Origin of the sequence: Acinetobacter gerneri DSM 14967 = CIP 107464 = MTCC 9824, assembly GCF_000368565.1 — a bacterium.
Taxonomy (GTDB): domain Bacteria; phylum Pseudomonadota; class Gammaproteobacteria; order Pseudomonadales; family Moraxellaceae; genus Acinetobacter; species Acinetobacter gerneri.
In genome coordinates this window covers 690,010-712,224 of the sequence record NZ_KB849544.1, presented here as the reverse complement: position 1 = coordinate 712,224, position 22,215 = coordinate 690,010, and the positions used below count along the sequence as shown (strand labels likewise).

Annotated in this window: 17 protein-coding genes and 2 pseudogenes; 16 read left to right on the top strand and 3 right to left on the bottom strand. The window is 35.8% G+C overall.

The genetic code is table 11. The annotated features are described in order from the left end of the window. Nucleotides 1-20: 20 nt before the first annotated feature. From F960_RS21580 to F960_RS14610, 6 genes are all read left to right on the top strand, one after another. Nucleotides 21-1,118: a hypothetical protein gene (locus F960_RS21580; RefSeq protein WP_004866616.1), complete on the top strand. Its 1,098-nt coding sequence runs from the start codon at nucleotides 21-23 to the stop codon at nucleotides 1,116-1,118. Between the two features lie 468 nt (nucleotides 1,119-1,586). Continuing rightward, entirely contained in the window at nucleotides 1,587-1,712 is a 126-nt protein-coding gene (locus F960_RS23135) for a hypothetical protein (RefSeq protein WP_004866610.1), read from the top strand. Between the two features lie 3 nt (nucleotides 1,713-1,715). Beyond that, nucleotides 1,716-2,150, top strand: coding sequence for a CopG family ribbon-helix-helix protein (locus F960_RS14625; protein WP_004866607.1), 435 nt, complete (start codon nucleotides 1,716-1,718; stop codon nucleotides 2,148-2,150). A gap of 19 nt (nucleotides 2,151-2,169) precedes the next feature. Further along, nucleotides 2,170-3,939, top strand: a complete 1,770-nt coding sequence (gene atzF / locus F960_RS14620) for an allophanate hydrolase (protein ID WP_004866603.1) — start codon at nucleotides 2,170-2,172, stop codon at nucleotides 3,937-3,939. 48 nt (nucleotides 3,940-3,987) lie between these two features. Beyond that, complete coding sequence (locus tag F960_RS14615) at nucleotides 3,988-5,040, top strand: ABC transporter substrate-binding protein (RefSeq protein WP_004866601.1); 1,053 nt, start codon at nucleotides 3,988-3,990, stop codon at nucleotides 5,038-5,040. A 341-nt stretch (nucleotides 5,041-5,381) separates the two neighbouring features. Continuing rightward, complete coding sequence (locus F960_RS14610) at nucleotides 5,382-5,771, top strand: ester cyclase (protein ID WP_004866598.1); 390 nt, start codon at nucleotides 5,382-5,384, stop codon at nucleotides 5,769-5,771. A 3-nt stretch (nucleotides 5,772-5,774) separates the two neighbouring features. Here the strand turns inward: F960_RS14610 and F960_RS21915 are convergent. From F960_RS21915 to F960_RS14600, 3 genes and pseudogenes are all read right to left on the bottom strand, one after another. Beyond that, nucleotides 5,775-6,112 (bottom strand): annotated as a pseudogene (locus F960_RS21915) (DMT family transporter). 23 nt (nucleotides 6,113-6,135) lie between these two features. After that, on the bottom strand, nucleotides 6,136-7,017 hold the full coding sequence (locus F960_RS14605; RefSeq protein ID WP_004866594.1) for an ABC transporter ATP-binding protein: 882 nt from the start codon (nucleotides 7,015-7,017) through the stop codon (nucleotides 6,136-6,138). Next, entirely contained in the window at nucleotides 7,017-7,961 is a 945-nt protein-coding gene (locus F960_RS14600) for an ABC transporter permease (RefSeq protein WP_004866592.1), read from the bottom strand. Before F960_RS14600 ends, F960_RS14605 begins: the two co-directional genes overlap by 1 nt. A gap of 468 nt (nucleotides 7,962-8,429) precedes the next feature. On the opposite strand from F960_RS14600, the gene F960_RS14595 reads away from it, so the two are divergent. From F960_RS14595 to F960_RS14555, 10 genes and pseudogenes are all read left to right on the top strand, one after another. Beyond that, the gene (locus F960_RS14595; RefSeq protein ID WP_004866589.1) at nucleotides 8,430-11,471 is read left to right on the top strand and encodes a type VI secretion system Vgr family protein; all 3,042 of its coding nucleotides are present in this window, start codon (nucleotides 8,430-8,432) and stop codon (nucleotides 11,469-11,471) included. Between the two features lie 20 nt (nucleotides 11,472-11,491). Continuing rightward, entirely contained in the window at nucleotides 11,492-16,354 is a 4,863-nt protein-coding gene (locus F960_RS14590) for an RHS repeat-associated core domain-containing protein (protein ID WP_004866583.1), read from the top strand. Further along, complete coding sequence (locus F960_RS14585) at nucleotides 16,354-16,623, top strand: DUF7660 family protein (RefSeq protein ID WP_004866582.1); 270 nt, start codon at nucleotides 16,354-16,356, stop codon at nucleotides 16,621-16,623. The genes F960_RS14590 and F960_RS14585 overlap by 1 nt, the downstream gene beginning before the upstream one ends. A gap of 310 nt (nucleotides 16,624-16,933) precedes the next feature. Beyond that, the gene (locus F960_RS14580; protein WP_004866579.1) at nucleotides 16,934-17,176 is read left to right on the top strand and encodes a hypothetical protein; all 243 of its coding nucleotides are present in this window, start codon (nucleotides 16,934-16,936) and stop codon (nucleotides 17,174-17,176) included. A 91-nt stretch (nucleotides 17,177-17,267) separates the two neighbouring features. Continuing rightward, on the top strand, nucleotides 17,268-18,200 hold the full coding sequence (locus tag F960_RS14575; protein WP_020846600.1) for an IS5-like element ISAba12 family transposase: 933 nt from the start codon (nucleotides 17,268-17,270) through the stop codon (nucleotides 18,198-18,200). Between the two features lie 39 nt (nucleotides 18,201-18,239). Beyond that, a complete protein-coding gene (locus tag F960_RS14570) occupies nucleotides 18,240-18,602 on the top strand; it encodes a hypothetical protein (protein WP_051141689.1) in 363 nt (120 codons plus the stop codon). A gap of 208 nt (nucleotides 18,603-18,810) precedes the next feature. Next, nucleotides 18,811-19,362 carry an SMI1/KNR4 family protein gene (locus F960_RS14565; RefSeq protein WP_004866573.1) on the top strand — a complete coding sequence of 184 codons (552 nt, stop codon included), beginning with the start codon at nucleotides 18,811-18,813 and terminating at the stop codon, nucleotides 19,360-19,362. A 321-nt stretch (nucleotides 19,363-19,683) separates the two neighbouring features. Next, nucleotides 19,684-20,076: an SMI1/KNR4 family protein gene (locus tag F960_RS14560; protein WP_004866570.1), complete on the top strand. Its 393-nt coding sequence runs from the start codon at nucleotides 19,684-19,686 to the stop codon at nucleotides 20,074-20,076. A gap of 117 nt (nucleotides 20,077-20,193) precedes the next feature. Beyond that, nucleotides 20,194-20,301 (top strand): annotated as a pseudogene (locus F960_RS23235) (RHS repeat-associated core domain-containing protein); the annotation flags it as partial. A gap of 84 nt (nucleotides 20,302-20,385) precedes the next feature. Continuing rightward, on the top strand, nucleotides 20,386-21,528 hold the full coding sequence (locus F960_RS14555) for a hypothetical protein (RefSeq protein ID WP_004866565.1): 1,143 nt from the start codon (nucleotides 20,386-20,388) through the stop codon (nucleotides 21,526-21,528). Nucleotides 21,529-22,215: the final 687 nt, after the last annotated feature.

Below are 22,215 nucleotides of genomic sequence, written 5' to 3'. Positions count from 1 at the left end.
AATAATTTATATAAAATATTATGGATAAAATATATTTTTTATCATTTAAAGTTAAGCAAGCAAAGGTAGGAGGACAATTTGAAAAATATTCAAATGTTCAAGCTACATGTTGGGTAAAAGCTTTCTCTGCGATTAGTGCATTTCGAGAATCTATTTATTTTCTTAAAAAAGAACAATGGAAAGTAACGAGTCTTGAGGAAAATATAGTACAAGTAACTCGTGAAATGTTTATTGGAAAAGATATAGGGCTAGACCAATTCGATAAAGCAAAAACATATGGCTTTTCTATTTTTTATGTAGGAGTAGATGAGAATTTAACTGCTCCAGAATTTGTAAGTTTTGACAATTCAGAAAAAATAGACATTGCGCAATTTTTAAAAAATAAGAACTCAATGGATCGACATGAATTTTGTTTACATCCAAAAGCAGGCAGTGACTGCGATGAAAAAATTATTAGAGCCCATTCTATTCAAAATAATCAATCACTTTCGAAAATAGCTGCTAATGGCCATGTCTATCAACTTGATAATAAATATCAGCATGAGGTTAAAACTTACCTAGATTACAAAAAAATAGGAATTAATAAAGCTTCAGTATTCAAAGGTTTTTGTAAAAAGCATGACAATGAAATATTTGAACCTATTGATAACTACCTATTAGAGCCAACTGCGGAACAAATTTTTCTATATGCGTATCGATCAATCTGCAAAGAAATTTATCAAAAATATAAAGTTATCCAAGCTTTGAAAGAGAATATTCAATTAGTTAATAGTGAAGATGAAGAACAGCTAGGTTGGTATTTGCTTGGTAATCAAAAAGGTTATGAGGAATTAATAAAAATAAAGAAAAGCTATGATGAAACTTTCCTTAATAAATCATTCGAAAAGGATATTTTGTATGTAATTTTTTATTCAAAAAAAACAATGAATTTGGCATTTTCTTCTTTAATTTATCCAGATTTTGATTTTCAAAATAATTTATTGCAAGATTTGGGAGATCTTGAGAATGATAAGGATTTAATTACCTATTTCTCTGCCCCAATGAATGGTGGTTGGGGATATGTTTTTGCTTGGCATATTAAAATAATTCAATATGTAAACAATTTGCAATTAGCTTAGGAAAAACTATAGATTTAGGTCAGCCGATAGAACATACGCTTTTTCAATATATGTTTTTGAATTCAGAAAACCATGCTTTATCACCTTATTGGTGGGAGGGGTTAGAACAGGATCAACAGTCACGGATTCTTTATGCCATAAATCATAAACTTGATCTCATGTCAGGACATACATCTAGTCAAGATAATGATGAGATACCTGATGTAAGTGGATGGGAGTTTACTGAAGTTATGACTAACGTTGACTTAGGGTAATTGTGTTTGTTGTAATCCAATAAATTTTTAAAACAAAAAGATGCGATCTAACTTAATAGCCCCATCTCCGTGCATCACGCTTATTTTTGCCCAAAAAGTAAGCGTGATTTATCTTTAGACATCGAAAAATCTACCTTCTAAATTGGCACGCTTTCTGCTTTTCCTAATAAGTAATACTAAAAATTAATTTAGTAATACTTTCAGGAGTTGCGATATGAACCATCACCATCCTCAAGCCCCAAAAGTACACCCACTCAAAGTATTTATTATTGAACTTTTTACTGCACGTGCAGGTGTGCATATAAAACAAAACACCTCAGTGATCACCAAAAAGGGATAGACCGTGGCCAAAGCAAAATTGGCACGAATTAGCGTCACTGTGCCTGAAATTACACTTGAAGCTTTAGATCAAAAGATTGTCGATCAACACTATGAAAGCCGATCACAGGCAATCGTGGATATGATCAATCGGCACTTAATTGCAGAGCAAGCGCATTCAAATGCAGTGATGGTCGGGACATTGACGCTACTTTATGACGTTGAACACCTACAACTTCGAAATCAATTAATTGATTTACAACAACTATTTTTAGCACAAGTAATCAGCTCACTACATATTCAGTTAGATCAACAGAAAATATTACAAGTCATGCTGATGCAAGGCGCAAGTACAGAGCTTAGGCATATCAGCCAACAATTTATCGCATTAAAAGGTGTGATCAAAGGGCATCTTGAGTTGATGGATGCAGTGATGCCGCCAATTCCACAAAATGATTGAATGAATAAGGAGTAAGAGAGTGAAAGACTTATGGACAATCCAAGATTGGAAAAATGCATATGAAAATAATCAAATTAAACTTGATGATTTATTTGATTATGTAAAAGCTATTAGCAATGACGATCATGCTTGGATTGAGATTGCATCAACGTCACAGCTTCAAATGCAAATAGATTTATTAAAAAGTCAAAATAGTACAGATTTACCACTCTTCGGTGTGCCATTTGCAGTCAAAGACAATATAGATGTTGCAGGGTTTCATACAACTGCTGCGTGTAAAGAAGCAGAATATTTGGCTACTTCGGATGCAATAGTTATAGCCAAGCTCAAAAAGGCTGGTGCAATTGTCATAGGTAAAACCAATCTTGATCAATTTGCGACAGGATTAGTCGGTGTTCGGTCACCTTATGGTGCAGTGAAAAATAGTTTCAATCCTGAATATATCAGTGGTGGATCAAGTTCAGGTTCATCGGTGGCTGTTGCTAAGGGAATCGCCCCATTCAGTTTAGGCACAGACACTGCAGGTTCAGGTCGTGTACCCGCAGGACACAACAATATCGTGGGATTAAAACCAACGAAGGGTTGGTTTTCAACAACTGGATTGATACCTGCATGTCGAACCATTGATGTAATTTCTATTTTTGCCCTGACAGCAGACGATGCGTGGACAGTAGCAAATATCATGCAAGGATATGATGAAAAAGATGAATATTCACGTATACATCCAGCCAATGTCCCAACTCAGTTTTTCAAAGGCAAAATAGCGATACCCAATCCACTTGAATTTTATGGAGATAGGGAAACAGAAAAAGCATTTTTAATTGCGATTGAGCGTGTAAAAACACTGGGTTATCAAGTTGAAGAGATTGATTTTACAGATTTTAATCAACTTGCTCAGGCACTCTACAATGATGCTTGGGTTGCTGAACGGACTGTTGCTGTAGAGAAAATTGTGAGTCGCGATCAAGCGCATCCAGTGATTGCTCAGATCATTGCACAAGCAGATAAATTTAAAGCAACTGATGCATTGCAAGCTGAATATAATCGTGCGGAATTGGCTCGCAAAATCAATTTAGCCTTAGCGCCGTATGATGCACTGATGGTGCCAACTGCACCGACGATTTATAAAATTGCTGAAGTTGAAGCTGATCCTCTCGTAAAAAATTCACACATGGGGGCTTATACCAATTTTGTCAATTTTGCAGATTTATCTGCAATCGCTTTACCCAATGCCATTCGAGCAGATGGATTACCAAGCGGAGTGACATTTATAGCATCTGCTTGGCATGATCAATCTTTGGCAAATTTTGCGCAGAAATGGCAAGCAGCAACGGCATTAACGCTTGGAACATCTGAGCAAAAATATCAAAAGACATGTGAAATTCAATCCAAAAACTCAGTGAAATTGGCTGTTGTCGGTGCTCATTTAACAAAGATGCCTTTAAATTTTCAACTTACAACTCGTTTGGGGACCTTGATAAAGAAAACCAAGAGTGCCGCAAACTATAAACTTTACGCTTTAAAAAATACCGCACCACCAAAGCCAGGATTGCAATGTGATGCACAGGGTCAAAGTATAGAACTTGAAGTTTGGGAGATTCCACTTGCCAACTTTGGTGCAATTGTTGCTGAAGTACCTGCACCGCTTGGGATAGGCAATGTGCAACTCGAAGATGGCTCATGGGTAAAAGGATTTATTTGTGAGAATTATGCCATCAATGAGGCAATCGACATCAGTCATTTCGGTGGTTGGCGTAGTTATATCCAATCATTAAATAACAGCTTGTAAATACAACATCATCTAGCACAAAAAGTGAAAACTATGGGGAGTTTTAGCATGAGCAAAACAGCAAAATCACCAATATCAATATTTTCAGCATCCATATTATCTGTATCTGTCTTTTCGACATTTTTATTAAGTGGTTGTGATAATACAGCAAAAGTTCCTGAAGCGAAGGACAGTAGCAAAGCATCAGCAGAGAGTAAGCCGATTACGATTGGCTATAGTGATTGGCCTGGATGGGTGGCTTGGCAGGTGGCAATTGAGAAAGGCTGGTTAAAAGAAGCGGGATTAAATGTCGATTTTAAATGGTTTGATTATTCAGCTTCACTTTCTGCTTTCTCAGCGAACCAATTAGATGCCGTATTTGTTACCAATGGCGATAATCTTGTGACTGCGTCAGGTGGTACTCAAGGCATGATGATTTTGGCAACAGATTATTCCGCAGGTAATGACGTTATTCTTGCCAAAGAAGGGATCAATTCAATCCAAGACTTAAAAGGCAAATCAATCGGGGTTGAAAAAGGTTTGGTTGATCATTTGTTATTGGCAACCGCATTGTCAGATCAAAAAATTACCGCTGCCGATGTGAAATTGGTCAACTCTACGACCAATCAATTACCCCAAGTATTTTCAAGCCCAGATGTATCCGCAATTGCTGTTTGGCAACCTGTGGCAAGTCAAGCGCTTAAAGCTGTTGCGGGTTCTAAAATCATATACTCCTCAAAAGATAAACCAGGTTTAATTTATGACACTTTAACTGTGAATATGAGTCATTTGGCAGCACATAAAGAGGAATGGACAAAGTTATTACAGGTTTGGGATAAAACCGTTAAATATATCAATGACCCTGCGACACGTCCGGATGCAGTAAAAATCATGGCTGCGCGTTCTGGAGTAGATCCAAAACAGTATGAATCTATGGTAGATGGCACACATTTACTTGATATTGAAGCCAATAAGAAAGTGTTTACTAAAGGTACAGGTTTTGACTCAATCTACGGTTCTTCTTACCACGTTAATAAATTTAATGTTGAAAATGGCATATATAAAACGGAGCAAAATGTTGATGGTTTAATTTATCCAAAATTGATCGAAGAATTAAAGTAGATCGTAGGCTTGCTCGTGTAACTCGAGTTTTTGGTTATATTGATTTATAAAGGAAGTTCCTTCTCTATGAACAAGATAAAATGTTCCCCTTATCAGGGTGTAGGGGGAAGGAACTTTTGAGATTAATTTCATTGCTGATTTGTGGTAGGTTTTTCATTTTTAAAAAAGATCAAATAAATGATTGAGCTATAAAATAGCCTAAGTAGACTTAGACTATCATAAAACTCAACGACTTAAGTCAAAAATCGCAAAAATAGATAACTAAAAAATAAAGGAATATTTCTTTTAAAACATAAACCCTTTTATGATGGATATTCTTATAACTTTCACACAATAAAATTATGTCATCTCATAAAAAATTCGTCATCGACTTTTTTCACCAAATCCGTTCAGGTCAAGCTTTAGAACATGTTGAACATTTTTTGCATGATATTGTTATTGCACATCAAGTCCAATCAGAACATGAATATAGTGTTGAAAGGACACCTGAAGAATATGCTCAACATGTCTTGGAAATGAAACAGGAATATGGAAATTTCAGTTTAGAAATTCAGCAAATCATTGCAGAAGAAGAAAAGGTTTATGTGTGTTGGAAGCAAACTTCTGATGCACAGCATCCTAAAAAGATTGTTGAAATTGCAAGTGCGGTTTATCTGATACGGAATGGGAAAATATCTGAGTATTGGATTCAGGTCGATCGTAAAGGGGTAGAGTTACAAAGTGAGGTCTAGCTTTTAACTTATTTCTTTACTCTTTGAAAATAAATGAATAATTAGGATGCCTACGATCATAAAACTCAACCCTATCATCGCAGCGGTATCAATATCAAAATGCTCTTTATAATAAAAAATCCGACTAAGTAAACCAATATTATTCCTGCGCCTGACTATAATGTGTAAGTGATTCTGACAGTGATGATTTTCATTGTGAGCGATAAGAAATAGATAGCGAATGCATAACCGATAATAGTCATGATCGAAGGAATAATTTGAGTAAAATCATTTGATGCAATTATTGCTGAAGTTGCGATAACTTCAGCAATAATTGCAACCAGTAGATAGATAAAAGCTATTTTGAGATGAAGTTGTTCCTAAGTTATCTTTCAGAGCTGATTTGTGTCATACGCGGAATTTTAGGCAAATCTTCCAATGCAGGATCGATCTCATCATCTTGAGCATGAACAAGTTGATCTACATGAGATTTCAGACGTTTGAATTCCTTAGTTTGCATCAGTTCTATATTTCTAGGTCTAGGTAAATCAACTTCAATAATTTCTTTGATTTCACCGGGATTGGCTTTTAATGCAACGATTCGATCAGCCAGTAAAATTGCTTCATCCATATCATGAGTGACAAATATGATGGTAATGTCAATGTTTTCCCAAAGATCCATTAAATGCTTTTGCATTTTCTGACGGGTATGTGGATCGAGTGCACCAAAAGGTTCATCCATCAGTAATATTTTAGGTTCATTGACTAAAGCGCGTGCAATAGCAACACGTTGTTTCATACCACCTGAGAGTTGATGTGGATATTGATTTTCATATTTTTCTAAACCAATGATATTGATCCATTCACGAGCACTGGCTTCGGCACTCATTTGACTCGCACCTTTCATCAGTGGCCCAAACATGACATTTTCTTTTACAGTCTTCCATGGAAAGAGGGTGTAACCTTGGAAAACCATACCTCGTTCAGGGCTTGGGCCTGTAATTTTTTCACCGTCAACCAAAAGCTCGCCACTACTATAGGCATCTAAACCTGCAATGATTCGGCTAAATGTTGATTTACCACAGCCCGAAGGACCAATCACACAAATAAATTCACGTTTATGAATCTTTAGATCGATTTGATTTAAAATAGTGCGTTCAGTTTTCCCATGCTTAAACATTTGGCTGAGATTTTTGGCTTCCAAAATTACAGGGCGAGCATAGATTTTTTGAAAGTACTCGTGCGCATTAAAGGTTGAATTATTCATTATTTTGCTCCTACTTTCCAAGCAAACATACGTTCGCCCAATTTCATTAAAATCAAATCGCAAACAAGACCAATGACACCGATAATGAGGATCGCAGCATAAACATTGTCAAAGTTTTGGTAACGTGCTTGTTGGGTAATAAACCAGGTAATCCCTGATGTTGTACCAATTAATTCTGAGACAATTAAGTAGGTCCATGCCCAACCGAGAAGCACTCTTAAATCACGATAAATATCTGGTAATGCGGCAGGGATGACAACATGGAAAAGACTTTTGAGTTTATTTGTTCCTAGGGTATATCCGGCTTCGATCAATCCTTTATCGACCATTCGGGTGGTATTGGCGATGATCAAAATTTGTTGAAATAACGTACCAATGACAATAATGGCGATTTTTGGTGCGTCATTGATGCCTAAAATCGCTACAGCAAGCGCACCAAATGCAGGTGCAGGTAAGTAGCGGAAAAACTCAACGAAGGGTTCAGTGAGTAAGGATATTTTTTTAGAAAAACCGCAGAGGATACCCAGTGGAATGCCTATGACTGAAGAAATAAAAAATGCCAAGAATACAATTTTAATACTATGCCAGAGGCTTTGATGAAACCAAGGGGTATCGGGTTGTTCTGGTGGTGTAATAAATGCAGTCACCAGAGCTTTTGCCACCTCATGCGGTGCAGGTAAATATATTGGATTGACCAGTATGCCTTGAGGCGGAGCAGCATGCTGATCTACAGCATTTTGTGCTTCGTTATAAAATACTGCCTTATCAACACGGCTTCCGACTTGTAAATATGCGACGCTGCCAGAGTTGGTGATTTGTACTTGAGGATGCCAAATAAAAGGTAAATAACTGACAGCACACCAAATCAGAATCGGAATTAGAAAAGAACAACAACTCAGTAAAAACGTATTCCTTTTTCCAACATCTATTGTCATTTTGCCCATTTTTGTCCCCTATTTAGCCTGAGTATTACGAATCTTTAAAAATGTAATATTCATTAAGCAAAATAAGTGCCATAAGTTTAAAGAGTGAGATGAATGAGGCGTTGATTGATTAATGATTGAATTTCATAAAAAATAATGATGATGTTTGTCGAACCTAAAAATGATTTTTTACTTAGACATTAATGATATTGTTCCTCTAATTAATGCTCGCATACTGTGAATAAATTTTGATTCGATTTCTACTAACTCCCTCTGCTGAAACAACTAGAAACAAAGAGACTATAATGTAGTAAAAATAGCAGTAAGAAATAAAAAATAAATTTATTTCTTAAAATACAATAATTTACTGTTTTAATGTTGTAGGGTTAGATTTTTTGCTTTTTTGAGCCTTGTTACAAATAAAAAAACATAAACTTTATAAAATTTTGTAGCATAATCCCCATAAAATGAGACATACCTCACACTAAAATGAATCATCAAATAAAATTATTTGGCAAAGCTTTGCCTGAAAGCGAATATGGGACACCATATTTTTGGTTTGACTCACTGTCTGGCTCGGATAAGATCAACGAACTCTTTGAATACCAACTTGTGGTTAAAGTTCGTGATGAATTTCACAATCCTGCACATGGTTATGCAGGCTTAGAAGGTTATGTACCCAAACAACTTGCACAAAATGGCGGAAGTCCTGCATCTGATCTAAATCTACAAAGTTTAATCGGAACAGAAATTGCCGTTGCGGTGAGGTTGGATGGTTTAAAACCTGATTTTTCAGGTTTAGGGAATATCAATGATATCTCAGGGGATAGTACCTACCAAAGCAATCTAAATGGCACACGCTATTTTCGAGGATTGGTGAATCGGGTTGAGGCTTTGGCTGTTCGTAACCGTCATGCCATGTATAAACTGACCCTCGTACCTTGGGTGTGGTTATTAACTAAAACAAGTAATTATCGAATATTTCAACATAAAACCGTATTACAAATCATTGAAGAAGTCCTGCAACCTTATCCCTATCCTGTGGATTATCGTTGTAGTCAAAGCTATGCAGCATTGGACTTTCAGGCACAGTATGGCGAGGATGATTACAGCTTTATCCATCGCTTGATGCAAGAGCATGGCATCAATTTTCATTTTGAACATAGCCAAAACCAACTCACTTTTGTTATTTCAGACCACAATGCAGCCTATAAAGAAATGGAAGCAACGGGCTATCGTAACTTAAGTATTTACCCACCAAATCAACGTTTTCCTGATACTGCCGAATACATTGAACACTTTGAACCTGTCCAGCAATTGGTTTCAGGAAAAGTGCAACTGAGCGATTACCAATTTAAACAACCGAGCCTCGTACAATCAGCACAAGATCAATTCCTTTGGGATCATGACTATGCTGAGCAAGAAATTTATGAATGGCAACAAGGTGATTTTTTAAGTGCGGATGAAGGTGGACAAAACAAAGCTAAAAGCCGAGTTGAGGGGCTGTACCAACATGGTTATCGAGCAGAAGGACAAGGCAAGTTAAAAGGTTTACAAACAGGTTATCGCTTCAATCTGGATAATCACCCCAATAGTGAATCGAATCGAGGTTGGTTGGTCCTTGGAACGCAAATCACGATTCAAGACATTAGCCAAGAAAAGGCTGATAACCAGTTCTATGATTCTAATGTTAGATTTTTAGCGCAACCTGATGAACAAATCCTACGTCCAGATCTGACCCGAAACAAACCACAAGGACATCCACAAACCGCGACTGTGGTAGGTCCAGCGGGCGAGGAAATTTATACAGACCAGTATGGTCGTGTCAAAGTTAAATTCCACTGGGATCGTCTCGGAGCGCAAGCTCAAGAAGAGGGTGCGGATACTGGCGATGGAACCAATACCTGTTGGCTACGTGTTTCCACTGCTTGGGCAGGGAATCACTTCGGTACGATTCATCTGCCCCGCATTGGTCAGGAAGTGATTGTAGATTTCTTCAATGGCGATCCTGATATGCCCTTTGTATCGGGTCGTTTGAACAATCCTGAACAAATGCCTGTTTGGGAATTGCCAAGTCAAAAGGCACTATCAGGAATCAAGTCTAAAGAACTCGGTGGAAGCCAAACCAATCAATTGGTGATGGATGATAGTAAAGGTCAAGTGCAAGTTCATTTACGCAGTGATCATCAAGCCAGTGAACTGAATTTGGGGTATATCACTCGGATACCTGATCCTAAAGGACGTAAAGACTTTCGAGGAGAAGGTTTTGAGTTAAGGACGGATGGGCATGGGGTATTTCGTGCAGGACAAGGTTTAATTTTATCAACTTATGCCAAGGCCAATGCTGAAAGTTATGCCAAAGATATTCAAAATACGCTTGAACAAATCAAAGAAGGCGTAGAACAACAAAAGACTCAGACTCAAATAGCCATTGATCAAAAGGCTGATGAAAGAGCGATAGATAATACGGCTTATAAAGAACTCGAAAGTCAAAGTGAAGAAATCAAAGGTCAAGGGACTGCAGGGAAAAATAATTTTCCAGAACTTTCTGCGCCACATGTTGTCGTGGGAACACCTGCAGGTGTGGCGGTGCTCGCTGAAAAGAGTATTCATCTCAAAAGTAATGAACAGATTGCGTTGACCAGTGGTAAAGATGTAAGCCTAGCTACAGGCGAGCGTTTATTTGCCAGTGCAAGTCAGGGGATTAGTTTATTTACCCAAAGTAAGGGGGCGAGGCTTTTTGCAGCGACAGACAAAGTTGAAATTCAGGCGCAAGAAGGTGCTATGGATTTGCTGTCAAAGCAGGGTTTAACGATTACATCGACGGAAGATGAAATCAAAATTTTGGCTAAAAAGAAAATTACCATCAATGCTGGAAGTTCACAGATTGAGATTTCAGCAGATGGAATTATTTCAACGACCAGTGGAAAGTTTGAGTCTAAAGCTTCGACGCACAATTTAATCAGCGGGGCGAATGTACCTGCGCATTTTCCTGCACCGCCAAAACAAGGTAAAGGGGTTTTAGAGTTATTTAACCAATACACTCATGGAGAATTTATCAAACAAGGTGGTTTTACTGTTATTGATGCATTAGGTAAAAAAACCACTGGAAAATTAGATGATAAAGGTTTTGCCAGTGTTACAGGGCTTGTAGCTGGACCAGCTCAAGTGATTTTTGAGCAAGATCCTCGCAATCCTTGGGATGCGTCGAGTGATTTTAAACGCTATAAAGATTGGCCTGAGCAAATGGATGGAAATGCTGACACGAGTCTTATGGGCAATATTACGAAAGCTGCACACTCGATGGCAACACAAGTGAAGTCCAAAGTACAAAACCTTATAGCAAATCCTCAAAATATGATGAACTCAATTCAATCAGCCAAAGCAATTGTACAAGATCCCAAAAAAGCATTAGTACAAACAACAATGCAACAAGCAAGTCAATTGTTAGCGAATCAAGCAAAAGTTCCATCTCTTAATCCAGGAATAGTGAAAAATGCATCTCCTATTTCTAATATTAAAAATTTTTAAAATAAAAATAGGGTATGAAAATGGCTCCACCACAAGGTCAAAGTACAAGAAAGAACACGGGCCAAGTTGCTGTTAAGCCCTTGAACAGAGTTCATCTAAGTGATGTAAAAGCAGGTGCTGCTCGTTTTGATCGTTGGCTGCAAAAGCAAACAAATGGTTATGTCACTTTAGATCGGCTTAAAACCGTTGCAACTTCTTTGCCTGTTTTGGGAAATTTGATTGCATTAGTTGATGTTGTAAATGATGTTGTCGTGATCGTTGATAAAACAGTTGCAAAAGCGGAGTTTGGTGATTGGGTCACTTTAGGGGTTGATGTTATTGGGATTATTCCTATACCACCTACTATGGCAGCAGCACGGACCACTTTACGTCCAACCTTATTTTTAGTTAAAGAAGCAAAAGCTGCCGCAAAAGGAGTGCTCAGTGATACTATCATCATGGTCGTGAGTGATGCGGTCAATGATGCACTCGCAGGTACTATTGAAAAATTTGCAACCCAAGCAAAAGCGCAGTTGCCTGGGATCTTAAATAAATGTAGTGCAAAAGTTCAAGAGTTAAGTTTTGGCGTAGATAATGGACTGAAACGATTAGCTACAGGAAAAATTTTTACCAATGCGGGTTCAAATGTCAATGCAGCCAAAAAGCAACTTACAACAGCTGCCAATACTAGTTTTATTCGAAACCCAAGTAAATTTCTTGAGAATGGATTAGGCGCATTAAGTAATATAGCTAAAGCCGCTGTGAAGACGGGCGGCAATGCTTATGCAGGTGCTGCGATGTCCGTGATACCGACTCAACCAATATTAAAATTGGGTACTTTCATACGAAGTATAGGTACGGCTGCGCCAGGACAATTCCAAAAACTTAATGATCCTAAAAATTTAGCCAGCATCGCGGGATTGATCGAAATCTTGATTGGTGCGATTAAAATATTTAAAAGTAAAAAGAAAGTAGCAGCAGTAAAAACCAATCAAACCACTCAAGCTAAAAGTAAAAAAGACAGTCATGTGATTGAAAAACAAGGTCATGAAGCGAAACCGAAATCAAATGCATGTCCTTGTAAAAATTGTCCATCAGGCACAAAAAAATCCATTAGTTTTGCCTTAGGCACGGAATTTATTACTCATATTGATGCCAATTTAAATCTACCAGTTGATATAAATTTAATGCGAACTTACGCTTCAAATTTATATTACATGGATGATAGTGAATTTGGTGCACGCTGGTTAACTCCATTTAGCCTGCGTATCGTGGTAAAACAAACTGAAGCTGAATACAAAGAAAGTGCTCAAAATCAGAAGTATCCAAATCCAAACATTAATCAAACCTTAGAGTTGATTTATTTTGATGGTCGTCCAATCACTTTAAATGATTTAAAAGTCGGTGAGATTCATTATCAAGCTGTAGAGCAATTTTATTATAGTGCTGTGACTGAAGATTTTATCTTGGTTTATTTTGATGATGGTACACAGCTGATCTTTGAAAAATCTGATCGATATTTTCGTCTAAGCACGATGCGATGGGAAAATAATTTTAGTCTGGGTTTAAATTATCATCATATTGTCGATTCACAAACATTTTTATCCGACATCATCATCAAACATGGTGAAAAAGATCTTGCACATATTCATAGTAAAATCAATGCACAGCACCAAATCAGTGAACTGATATTGCTTGAAGTAGAAGACAAAGCTCGTGTGCTTGCAGCTTATCAATATAATCAAACAGGCGACTTAATCTGTGCAACGAATCAAGATGCACATCAATATCATTACACCTACCATAAACATTTACTGACCAGTTATAGTGACTTAACAGGTCGTCGTATGCATTTGGAATGGGATGGAGAAGATGCCGATGCGCGCGCATATCATGAATATGCTGACGATGGTAGCGATGAAACCAGACTACAATGGGATGACCAAATCCGTCTCACTTATGTGACCAATGCGCATGGTGATGAAACTTGGTATTACTACGATATTGATGGTTATACCTACCGAACCGTTTATGCCGATGGGCTTGAAGAGTGGTTCTTTAGAGATGATGCACAAAATGTCACCAAACATATTGCCACCGATGGTAGCGTAACCCTGTATGACTTTGATGAAAATAGCAATCTTCTTCAAATGACCCAAGCCGATGGCACCGAGCTATATTATGGTTATGATGAAGGCAATCATCTAACTCATTTTCGAGATGCTGAAGCAAACATTTGGCAGCGTGAATATGATCAACAAGGTAATTTGACTGCTGATATAGATCCATTAGAACGCAAAACCCAATATCAATATAGCGGTATGGGTTTACCTGTTAGCATTCAAGATGCCAAAGGTGGTGTTAAACAGTTGAGCTATACCGCACAAGGTCAACTGAGTAAATATATTGATTGTTCAGGAAAAGCAACGACTTGGGAATATGATGAACGAGGTCGCCTGATTCAAACAGCAAATGCTTTAAATGAAGTTACGACCTATATTTATACCCAGCTAGGACAACATATCTATCCTGAAAAAGATCAAAACACATTGCACAATGCGGTTGGTCAGCTTGAACAAATTAAATATGCGGATGGAAGCATTGAACATTTTATTCATGATGCTGAAGGTCGTTTGTTGGTACATACAGATCCTAAAGGACAGAAAACACAATATGAATATAATGTCGCAGGACAGATCAGCAAACGTATAGACCCACTTGGACAAAGCCTAAAATATCATTGGGATAAACTCGGTCGTTTGAGTAAGCTGAGCAATGAAAATGGGGCAAGTTACTATTTTTATTATGATTCTGTGGGGCGTTTACTTAAAGAAACTGACTTTGATGGTAAAGAAACGATTTATCACTACTCAGAAACCTCGGGTGAGTTACAGCGTAGCGTAGAGCTTGCGCAGGCTACACAAGGACATATACCTAAACATCGCGTACAAGCTTTCGAATTTGATGCTATGGGGCGTTTGATCGAACGCACCGCAGGCTTTAGTACACAAATCGAAAAAATTGTATTAGAAGAAGGTGATGAACAGACATTACTTGAAGGACGTATCACAGAAGAATTTGCCTATAATGGCAATGGGCAACTGATCCAAGCGAAAAATCCTGAAAGTCGAGTGCAATATTTTTATGATGAAGTGGGTAATTTAAAGCATGAACATCATCATGATTTAAAAATGCAACGTACAGCGGTTTGGCAACATCTCTATGACGAGTTAAATAATCGAACCACCACGCACAGGCCTGATGGACAAAAAGTAGATTGGTTACTCTATGGTAGTGGGCATGTTTATGGTCTAGCTTTAAATGGCGAAGACAGTGTTAGCTTTAAACGAGATGATCTACATCGGGAAATTGGGCGTCACTATGCCAATGGAATCAGCCAAGAACAAAGTTATGACCACGTCGGACGATTAACTTCACAAGTGATCAATCAAGGTGATGACGCAGGGTATCAAACGAATTCAAATCAAAATGCACAAACCCAAACCAAAGCTTTGCTCAAGCGCTTATATCATTATGATAAAGCAGGACAATTAACCGATATTCATGATAAGCGTCGAGGGCATATCGAATATAAATATGACCCTGTAGGGAGATTACTGCAAGCCAATAGTGCACTCGGTCAAGAAACCTTTGCCTTTGACCCTGCAAGCAATATTATTAATCCAAACAAAACGAATCAGTACCAAAAACAAGATACCTATTATGAACCTACCCATAAACATGGGTATAACAGCCTTGTTGGAAATGTTGTTAAAGACTACTTTGATCAAAAGTATCAATATGATGACTACGGACAACTGATACGACAAATGGATGGCGGACATATCCAATACTTCGAATGGGATGCTTTAGGGCGACTAATTAAAAGTAAAAATGATAAAGCTGAAACGCATTACCGCTACGACCCATTTGGAAGACGAATAGAGAAAAGCAAGCAAGATTCCATCAATAGAAACTATACCGAAACCACGCAATATGGTTGGGATGGTGATACTTTAGCATTTGAAAGTACGCATCAATATACTAAGCATTATGTTTATGAAATAGGTAGTTTTATCCCTTTAATCCAAGCGAGCTATCGTCAACAAATTAATCAACATCAAACTCCAACGTGGGACAATGGATACGATATAGATAAAGATCCACTTTGGCAGACAACACAAAAAGCGGAAAAATTTGATCGAGTATGGTTCTATCACTGTGATCACCTTGGTACGCCACAGGAAATGACGGATCAAACGGGCGCGATTGTTTGGAGTGCGGAGTATAAAGCTTGGGGTGAATGTAAAGCGAAGACTCTTGTGAAGCGGGATATTTGGGATAGTGAGATTATCACCAATAATATTCGTTTTCAGGGGCAGTATTATGATCAGGAAACAGGGCTTCATTATAATAGATATCGATATTATTCACCGTATGTAGGGCGATTTATCTCTAAAGATCCGATTGGGTTGTTGGGTGGGTATAATGATTATCAGTATGCGCCGAATCCAACCGGTTGGATTGATTCGCTTGGATTAAACAAGAATTGTCCATTAAAATGTCCAGCAGGGACAATAGATCCTTCGACAGTGCACTTTATGCAGAGTAGCGCTAAAAATCAAACAGGAGATTACACAGTGCTAGGTAATGCCGTATCGCTGAAAAATGGTACATTAGATGCAAATATATTACGTGCCAAAGTTTGGAAAGATGGTACAGGAAAAGTTTGGACTTTAGATCATAGACGATTGGCTGCATTTAAATTAGCTAAAAAATGTATGCCTATTACTTGGGCATCTGCTCAAGAGGTTGAGCAACAAATGTGGAAAATGACAACAACAAATGGTGGAACATCAATGAAACTGAAATTAGGTAATAGTCAATCAAAGGTAGTAAAATAATGAATGAATTAAATAAAAAAGTACAAGAAATTGAAACAAGAGAAGATTTTTTATGTTTTATGAGGATGTTGATTAATGATATAAATAATAATAAATGGGAAAATAATACATTGCTCAATTATTTGGAAGGTATTGAAGGGTGGGTTGATGATATGGACGGTTATTTCAAGAATATAAAAGATTTTGATGCTTTAGGGAAAATAGAAAATAATCAACTTGATTGGAAAATACTTGCAAAAATATTTTTGGCAGCAACTATCTATGAATAGATGATGGTTCGTTGCTGTTTTTTTTTTGAAAACTATCTTTGCCGAATATAAAAGATTAAAAGTAGCAAGTTTAAGTTCACAAACCTTTAAATGTACTAATTTAAAAAAATAGGGCATTTAAGTGGTTTAGCACAAGTTCAAGTTTAACAGAAGATATTCCATCGAATAGTAAAAAAATGAATTTAGACGTTAATGTTGAAATAGAAAAGCAAGCTTATGACTTAGTAACTGAATTTTTAAATGATATAACTTAGATAGAAAAGAAAATCTTAAAAAGAAATATGATATTAATGAAGAAATATATGACGAAATGAATGAAATTTTAAATATTCCATTTGAAAGACCTTTTGAATTTTCAATTATTGAATTTGATAAAATTTATCATGTAAAAAATATGGCTATATTTGAAATATTTAAAATGGATGACCCTAATGAATTGGGTGTTGAATGTGCTGTATATAATAATAAAGAAATTACTGATATGACTTTAGAGGGAAGGCTTTTTATCGCGAATGATAAATTATGTTTTATGTATATATTATTTAAGTTTTAGACTTTGATGTTTATTGACCCAATTTAAGTCATAGCTAGGCTTTGTTGCACAAACCTATCTGTAAAGGGTTTTTCAGCGATATAATTTTCAAATGAAGAAGCCTGCACACAAAATCTACCGTACAACCAATTGGCCCGCATATAACCGAGCACTCATGAGTCGCGGAAATATTGCCATTTGGTTTGATCCTGCTACGCAATGGTATGCTCCATCAAAAGGCAAACAAGGGCGAAATCAAACCTACTCCGACGCAGCCATCCAATGCTGCTTAATGATTAAATCCTTATTCCGTCTGTCTTTACGTATGGTCACTGGCTTTGTGCAAAGTCTGATTAAACTTTGCGGATTAAATTGGATAGCTCCAGATTACACCACGCTTTGTAGAAGACAAAAGCATATTGATATTGTAATCAGCTACCAAAAAAGTAGCGATGGGCTGCATCTACTCATGGACTCTACAGGCATGAAGTTTCTAGGTGAGGGCGAATGGAAACGCAAGAAACATGGACCTGAATATCGTCGCCAATGGCGTAAACTTCATATTGGTATAGATGCTAAAACCCTACAAATACGAGCAGTTCAGCTTACAACCAATAATATCAGTGATTCACAGGTGCTTGGTGATTTACTTAATCAGATTCCACAAGATGAGCAGATTAACTCTGTTTATACCGATGGAGCTTATGACACCAAGCAATGCCGTCAGGTCATTGCAGATCGGCAAGCGCATGCGGTGATTCCACCTAGAAAAAATGCGAAACCATGGAAAGATACAAAGAGTAGCTCGCTAGAGCGAAATGAATTACTTCGAGCAATTAAACGTTTAGGCAGGACACTATGGAAAAAATGGTCAGGCTATCATCGGCGAAGTTTGGTTGAAACTAAGATGCATTGCATCAAATTATTAGGAGATAAACTCAGTGCAAGGAGTTTTGATAGCCAAGTGAATGAGATCCATGCACGTGTAGCAGTCCTTAACAGATTTACGGAATTAGGTCGCCCACTTACCCAAGTTACGCCTTAAATTTGGCTCAATTAGGGGCGCTTTGCATTTCAAATCTTTGTGCAACAAAGCCGAATATATCCTGAGATTTTAGTAAAAGTTTTTTTACATAATCATGACGATGAAAGTGAAATAAAAGATTATACGATTACAGAAATAAGGAAAGCGAATCTAATGGGTTATGACGAAGTCGATGATGAAAATTTTGATTTTATTACTCTTTCTGATAATCCGATGTTAATTCAAGAAGAGAAGTACTATTACAGTGAGTTGGAAAAAGATGGATATAAATTTTTTATGCAAATTGATGAATTTTATTATCCAGAAAACATAGTTAAAGATAGATTTATTTTTTCTGGTGGAGCATTGTATTTATATAGAAAAAATGATGAGATTATTGCTGGTTTTTGGCAGTTTTCATAATTTAAACAAGACTATATTTAAATGGAATTTTATTTTTTATTTAAATAGTCTAAAACCTGAAAATAGCATAAATGTGATGTTTTGGACTCGGAAATAATTAATAACTAGCTTTATTTTAGACATATGAATAAAGTATGTATACGTCCAAGTCTTAAGTGCATGGATGTGATGGTATTTTATATACTAAATAATATAAATGGTATAAAGCATGCTATTGAGTTTTGAGGAAATTGAAATATTTTCTAAGCAAAAGTTTGGTAAAAATTCTGATTTATCTGAATTGGAACTTACGGACTTGATTTTAATACAACAGAAAAGAGATGTTACAGAAGATTTAAAAAAAGTAGAAGTCAATTTAAATATTACTATTCCTCCAGAGTTAAAAAAATTTATATTAAAATATAATGTAGATGAATTTTCATTAGGGAATATTGCATTTGGTTCAGGTAATTACTTGAACCAAATAAGTGAATTAAATAGTGAAAATGATTTTAATCAGTGGTGGGGATGTGGTGATAGGCCGAAAAATTTACTATTATTTGCTTATAATGATCCATATTCAGTTGTTATAGATTGTACAAATGGAGAAATAGAAGTTTTCACTAGTGAAGATAGTAGAACTAAAGTTGCTTCAAATTTTAATTTGTTTTTTAGAGGTATTGGTACTGTTGTATTTACTCTTCAAAAATTAAGTGATATTGAAAGCGAAGTTGGAGCTTTAAATCATGAATTTTGGGGAAATATTCAAAGATATGGATGATTTTTTGAATTGAAACGATTTAATAAAATATTGGGTTTTATTTGAATAGAAACCCTTTTTTTCATTTAATTAGTATAAGACAGGAAACGAACTTAAATGTAATAATTTTGACTCAGGAAATATAAATAAGAATATTTTTTTTAAGTGTTTAAGTAAAAAAAGAGCATGATAATTCTCAAACAATAGGATAATGTAACAAGTTTTTACTGCAATAGATATTAGTATTTTTATTGTATGCGGGATGGTTTCTAAATAGGAATTCAAAGGGTGGTATAATATGATAAACCAAAATATTGTAAATCTGAATAGAGATAAATAATTATGTTAAATATAGAAAAATTAGAAAAAGATAGTAATATTCTATTTTTTAATGAATACAAAGAATTATTAAGTGAATTTAAGTTGTATATGGAGATCGAAAAAGGTGATATTTTATATGAACTATATTCATTAGATAAATTATTTTCAAAAATTGAGAATAATTTAAAATATTATCAATATTTAATATTGTGGGAGTCTGTAGGAAATAATAAAGAAAATGAAGAATATACTAAAACATTTGTATTTGGGAGTTCTAGTGATGGGAAACGATTGTATTATGATTTAAATGATATGTCTATTTGGGAGTATTGGATGGATGATAAAAGCAAAGTCAAATTGTTTAATAGTTTTGGTGATTTTTTTACTCATTCCAAAATTATAGATCATGAGTGATTTTTAAATTATTATGTAGATAATATATTCTAAATAATGAAATTATTAACACTAATATTCGTTTTCAGGGGGATGGGCAAAGAGCGAGCACTACTCAGTCTGAAGCACAAGTAAAAGGAAACGGGACTTCACTATAATAGATATCGGTATTGTGCACCGTATGTAGGTCGATTTATATCTAAAGACCCTATAGGGGTGTTGGGTGGGTATAATAATTATCAGTATGCGTCGATGGGGCTAGCTAAATCATGAACAACAGCTCTTATCGGGGCATGTTGTTGTATTTGTCGATGGGAGTTCACCAAAACAATGATTTTAGATTTACAACATCGTTATTTGCTGAATCCTTATTTTCAGCTTTCTTGTTATGTCATGTATCGTGCTTATGACATTCAGCAAGGCGAAAAAATGCTGAAGTTAACAAGAGAATTAAAAGAATTGGCATTAAAATTTGATGCCATGAACAAACAAACTTATCGTGAAAATTATGATCATTGGAGCATGTATAATGTATGGTTGGATATAGTCGTCTCACAAGTGATTAATCCTACTTTAGATCATTTAGAAAAAGCGCTATTTTTTAAACGAAATAATCCGCAGCACTATGTTTCATTTGGAACAGCATTTCCCAAAACATTATCTTATTATTTTTCAGAAAAAACAGTATTTAATCAAGGACAAAAACCAACGGCATTTCCTTATGAACAAGCAGAAGATGATTTTTATCAAATTATGAATCAGATTATAGACTTAGATAGCCTTTGTGATTTGGGGGAATATGCGCGTGCAGGGGATCATTTAAGTGATTTTTTCTACTTTATTACTGATGGGAAAGAGAGGGAACGAGACTTGGACTGGAACGGGGCTCATATGCTTAAAGAGCCTGAAATTTATCCAACCTACTTAGTTTATCCTAAACCTTATCATTCAGAACAACATGTTGAGAAACAGGGAGCTTATATTTCTGATAATCCATTAAAAACATTTGAATTTTATCCTGAGGGTTCTAAAGAATTTCGTCAAACTAAAGTCAATAAAGATGATATTAAAAAGTTGGATTATCCCGTACAACAAGTTTCAGGCTTTTTAGAGTTTGGGCTGTATGATATAAACTCAGAATATTATAGTAATCCCGATGCTCCTCTTGAGTTAAATGACGAGGAGATATGGCTTGATACGAACTGGTATTATGTCAAAGAAATACCACCCAATACGGAAGGTATTGCCAATAACCCTTTGCGTTTAGAAGATTTACGCTATCCTTTAAAACAAGGTGAAAAGTATATAAGTCTGGATGAAATAAAACAAAAAGATGGATATGTGCATGGCAATCCAAATGTGATGGTTGAGAATTATGGACAAGTGGCATATCGTTATGAAAAATATTATCGGGATTATTTATTAAAAAATGCTGTTGATCCTGATTTATTGATTCACTATCAAATGAAATAGACTTTAATGTTAAAAAACATTTACAACTATTATGAAATCTCATGTGAATTTTACCGCAGAGTAGCGTTAGCAAAAGCTACCCAGATCATTCCACTATGCGTCGTTTCAAACCTTTAATTTGAGGAAACCTGACCTTTTGATCAAACGAACGTATAGCAAGCTTAATGGATAATCTATTTCATGACTTCAAACATGGATGGGTTTATAGCATTGTTAAATGTTTACTTAAATGATGGAATAATTTAACTCTAATTTATCTGAATTAAATTAAAGCTTTAATTTTAACGTAAACAAAGGGCATGTAAATATAATTGCACGAAATGTGCATATTATATACAGCCCTGTTGGAGAGTTATAAAGTACTTTTACTCAAAAAAGGCAGTTAATAGTAATGAGATAACCTGTGACTGAATAAAACTTATGATAAGACTTGGCTTTATTATGCATTTCACTCGATGAAAATATAATTGAAAATCTGTAAAAAACGATGGTTTAAAATGTTTGGAAAAAACAGATAAAATAATGTGAAAAATACAATAAAATTGGATAAGAAAAACATGATTTAGCAAGAAGAAAAATTGAAGATAATAAATTCTAACCAAGAAAAATAAAGTTTTTTTGGGGGAAAGTACTATTGAATTAATGTATTAAATACAATAGATTATTTTTTAATAATCACTAAAAATT

What these genes read in the sequence shown, in the direction of transcription:
- F960_RS21580 (WP_004866616.1), top strand. Translation starts at nt 21, where the DNA reads ATGGATAAAATATATTTTTTATCATTTAAAGTTAAGCAAGCAAAGGTA.
- F960_RS23135 (WP_004866610.1), top strand. Translation starts at nt 1,587, where the DNA reads ATGAACCATCACCATCCTCAAGCCCCAAAAGTACACCCACTCAAAGTA.
- F960_RS14615 (WP_004866601.1), top strand. Translation starts at nt 3,988, where the DNA reads ATGAGCAAAACAGCAAAATCACCAATATCAATATTTTCAGCATCCATA.
- F960_RS14610 (WP_004866598.1), top strand. Translation starts at nt 5,382, where the DNA reads ATGTCATCTCATAAAAAATTCGTCATCGACTTTTTTCACCAAATCCGT.
- F960_RS14605 (WP_004866594.1), bottom strand. Translation starts at nt 7,017, where the DNA reads ATGAATAATTCAACCTTTAATGCGCACGAGTACTTTCAAAAAATCTAT.
- F960_RS14600 (WP_004866592.1), bottom strand. Translation starts at nt 7,961, where the DNA reads ATGGGCAAAATGACAATAGATGTTGGAAAAAGGAATACGTTTTTACTG.
- F960_RS14595 (WP_004866589.1), top strand. Translation starts at nt 8,430, where the DNA reads ATGAATCATCAAATAAAATTATTTGGCAAAGCTTTGCCTGAAAGCGAA.
- F960_RS14590 (WP_004866583.1), top strand. Translation starts at nt 11,492, where the DNA reads ATGGCTCCACCACAAGGTCAAAGTACAAGAAAGAACACGGGCCAAGTT.
- F960_RS14585 (WP_004866582.1), top strand. Translation starts at nt 16,354, where the DNA reads ATGAATGAATTAAATAAAAAAGTACAAGAAATTGAAACAAGAGAAGAT.
- F960_RS14580 (WP_004866579.1), top strand. Translation starts at nt 16,934, where the DNA reads ATGAATGAAATTTTAAATATTCCATTTGAAAGACCTTTTGAATTTTCA.
- F960_RS14575 (WP_020846600.1), top strand. Translation starts at nt 17,268, where the DNA reads ATGAAGAAGCCTGCACACAAAATCTACCGTACAACCAATTGGCCCGCA.
- F960_RS14565 (WP_004866573.1), top strand. Translation starts at nt 18,811, where the DNA reads ATGCTATTGAGTTTTGAGGAAATTGAAATATTTTCTAAGCAAAAGTTT.
- F960_RS14560 (WP_004866570.1), top strand. Translation starts at nt 19,684, where the DNA reads ATGTTAAATATAGAAAAATTAGAAAAAGATAGTAATATTCTATTTTTT.
- F960_RS14555 (WP_004866565.1), top strand. Translation starts at nt 20,386, where the DNA reads ATGATTTTAGATTTACAACATCGTTATTTGCTGAATCCTTATTTTCAG.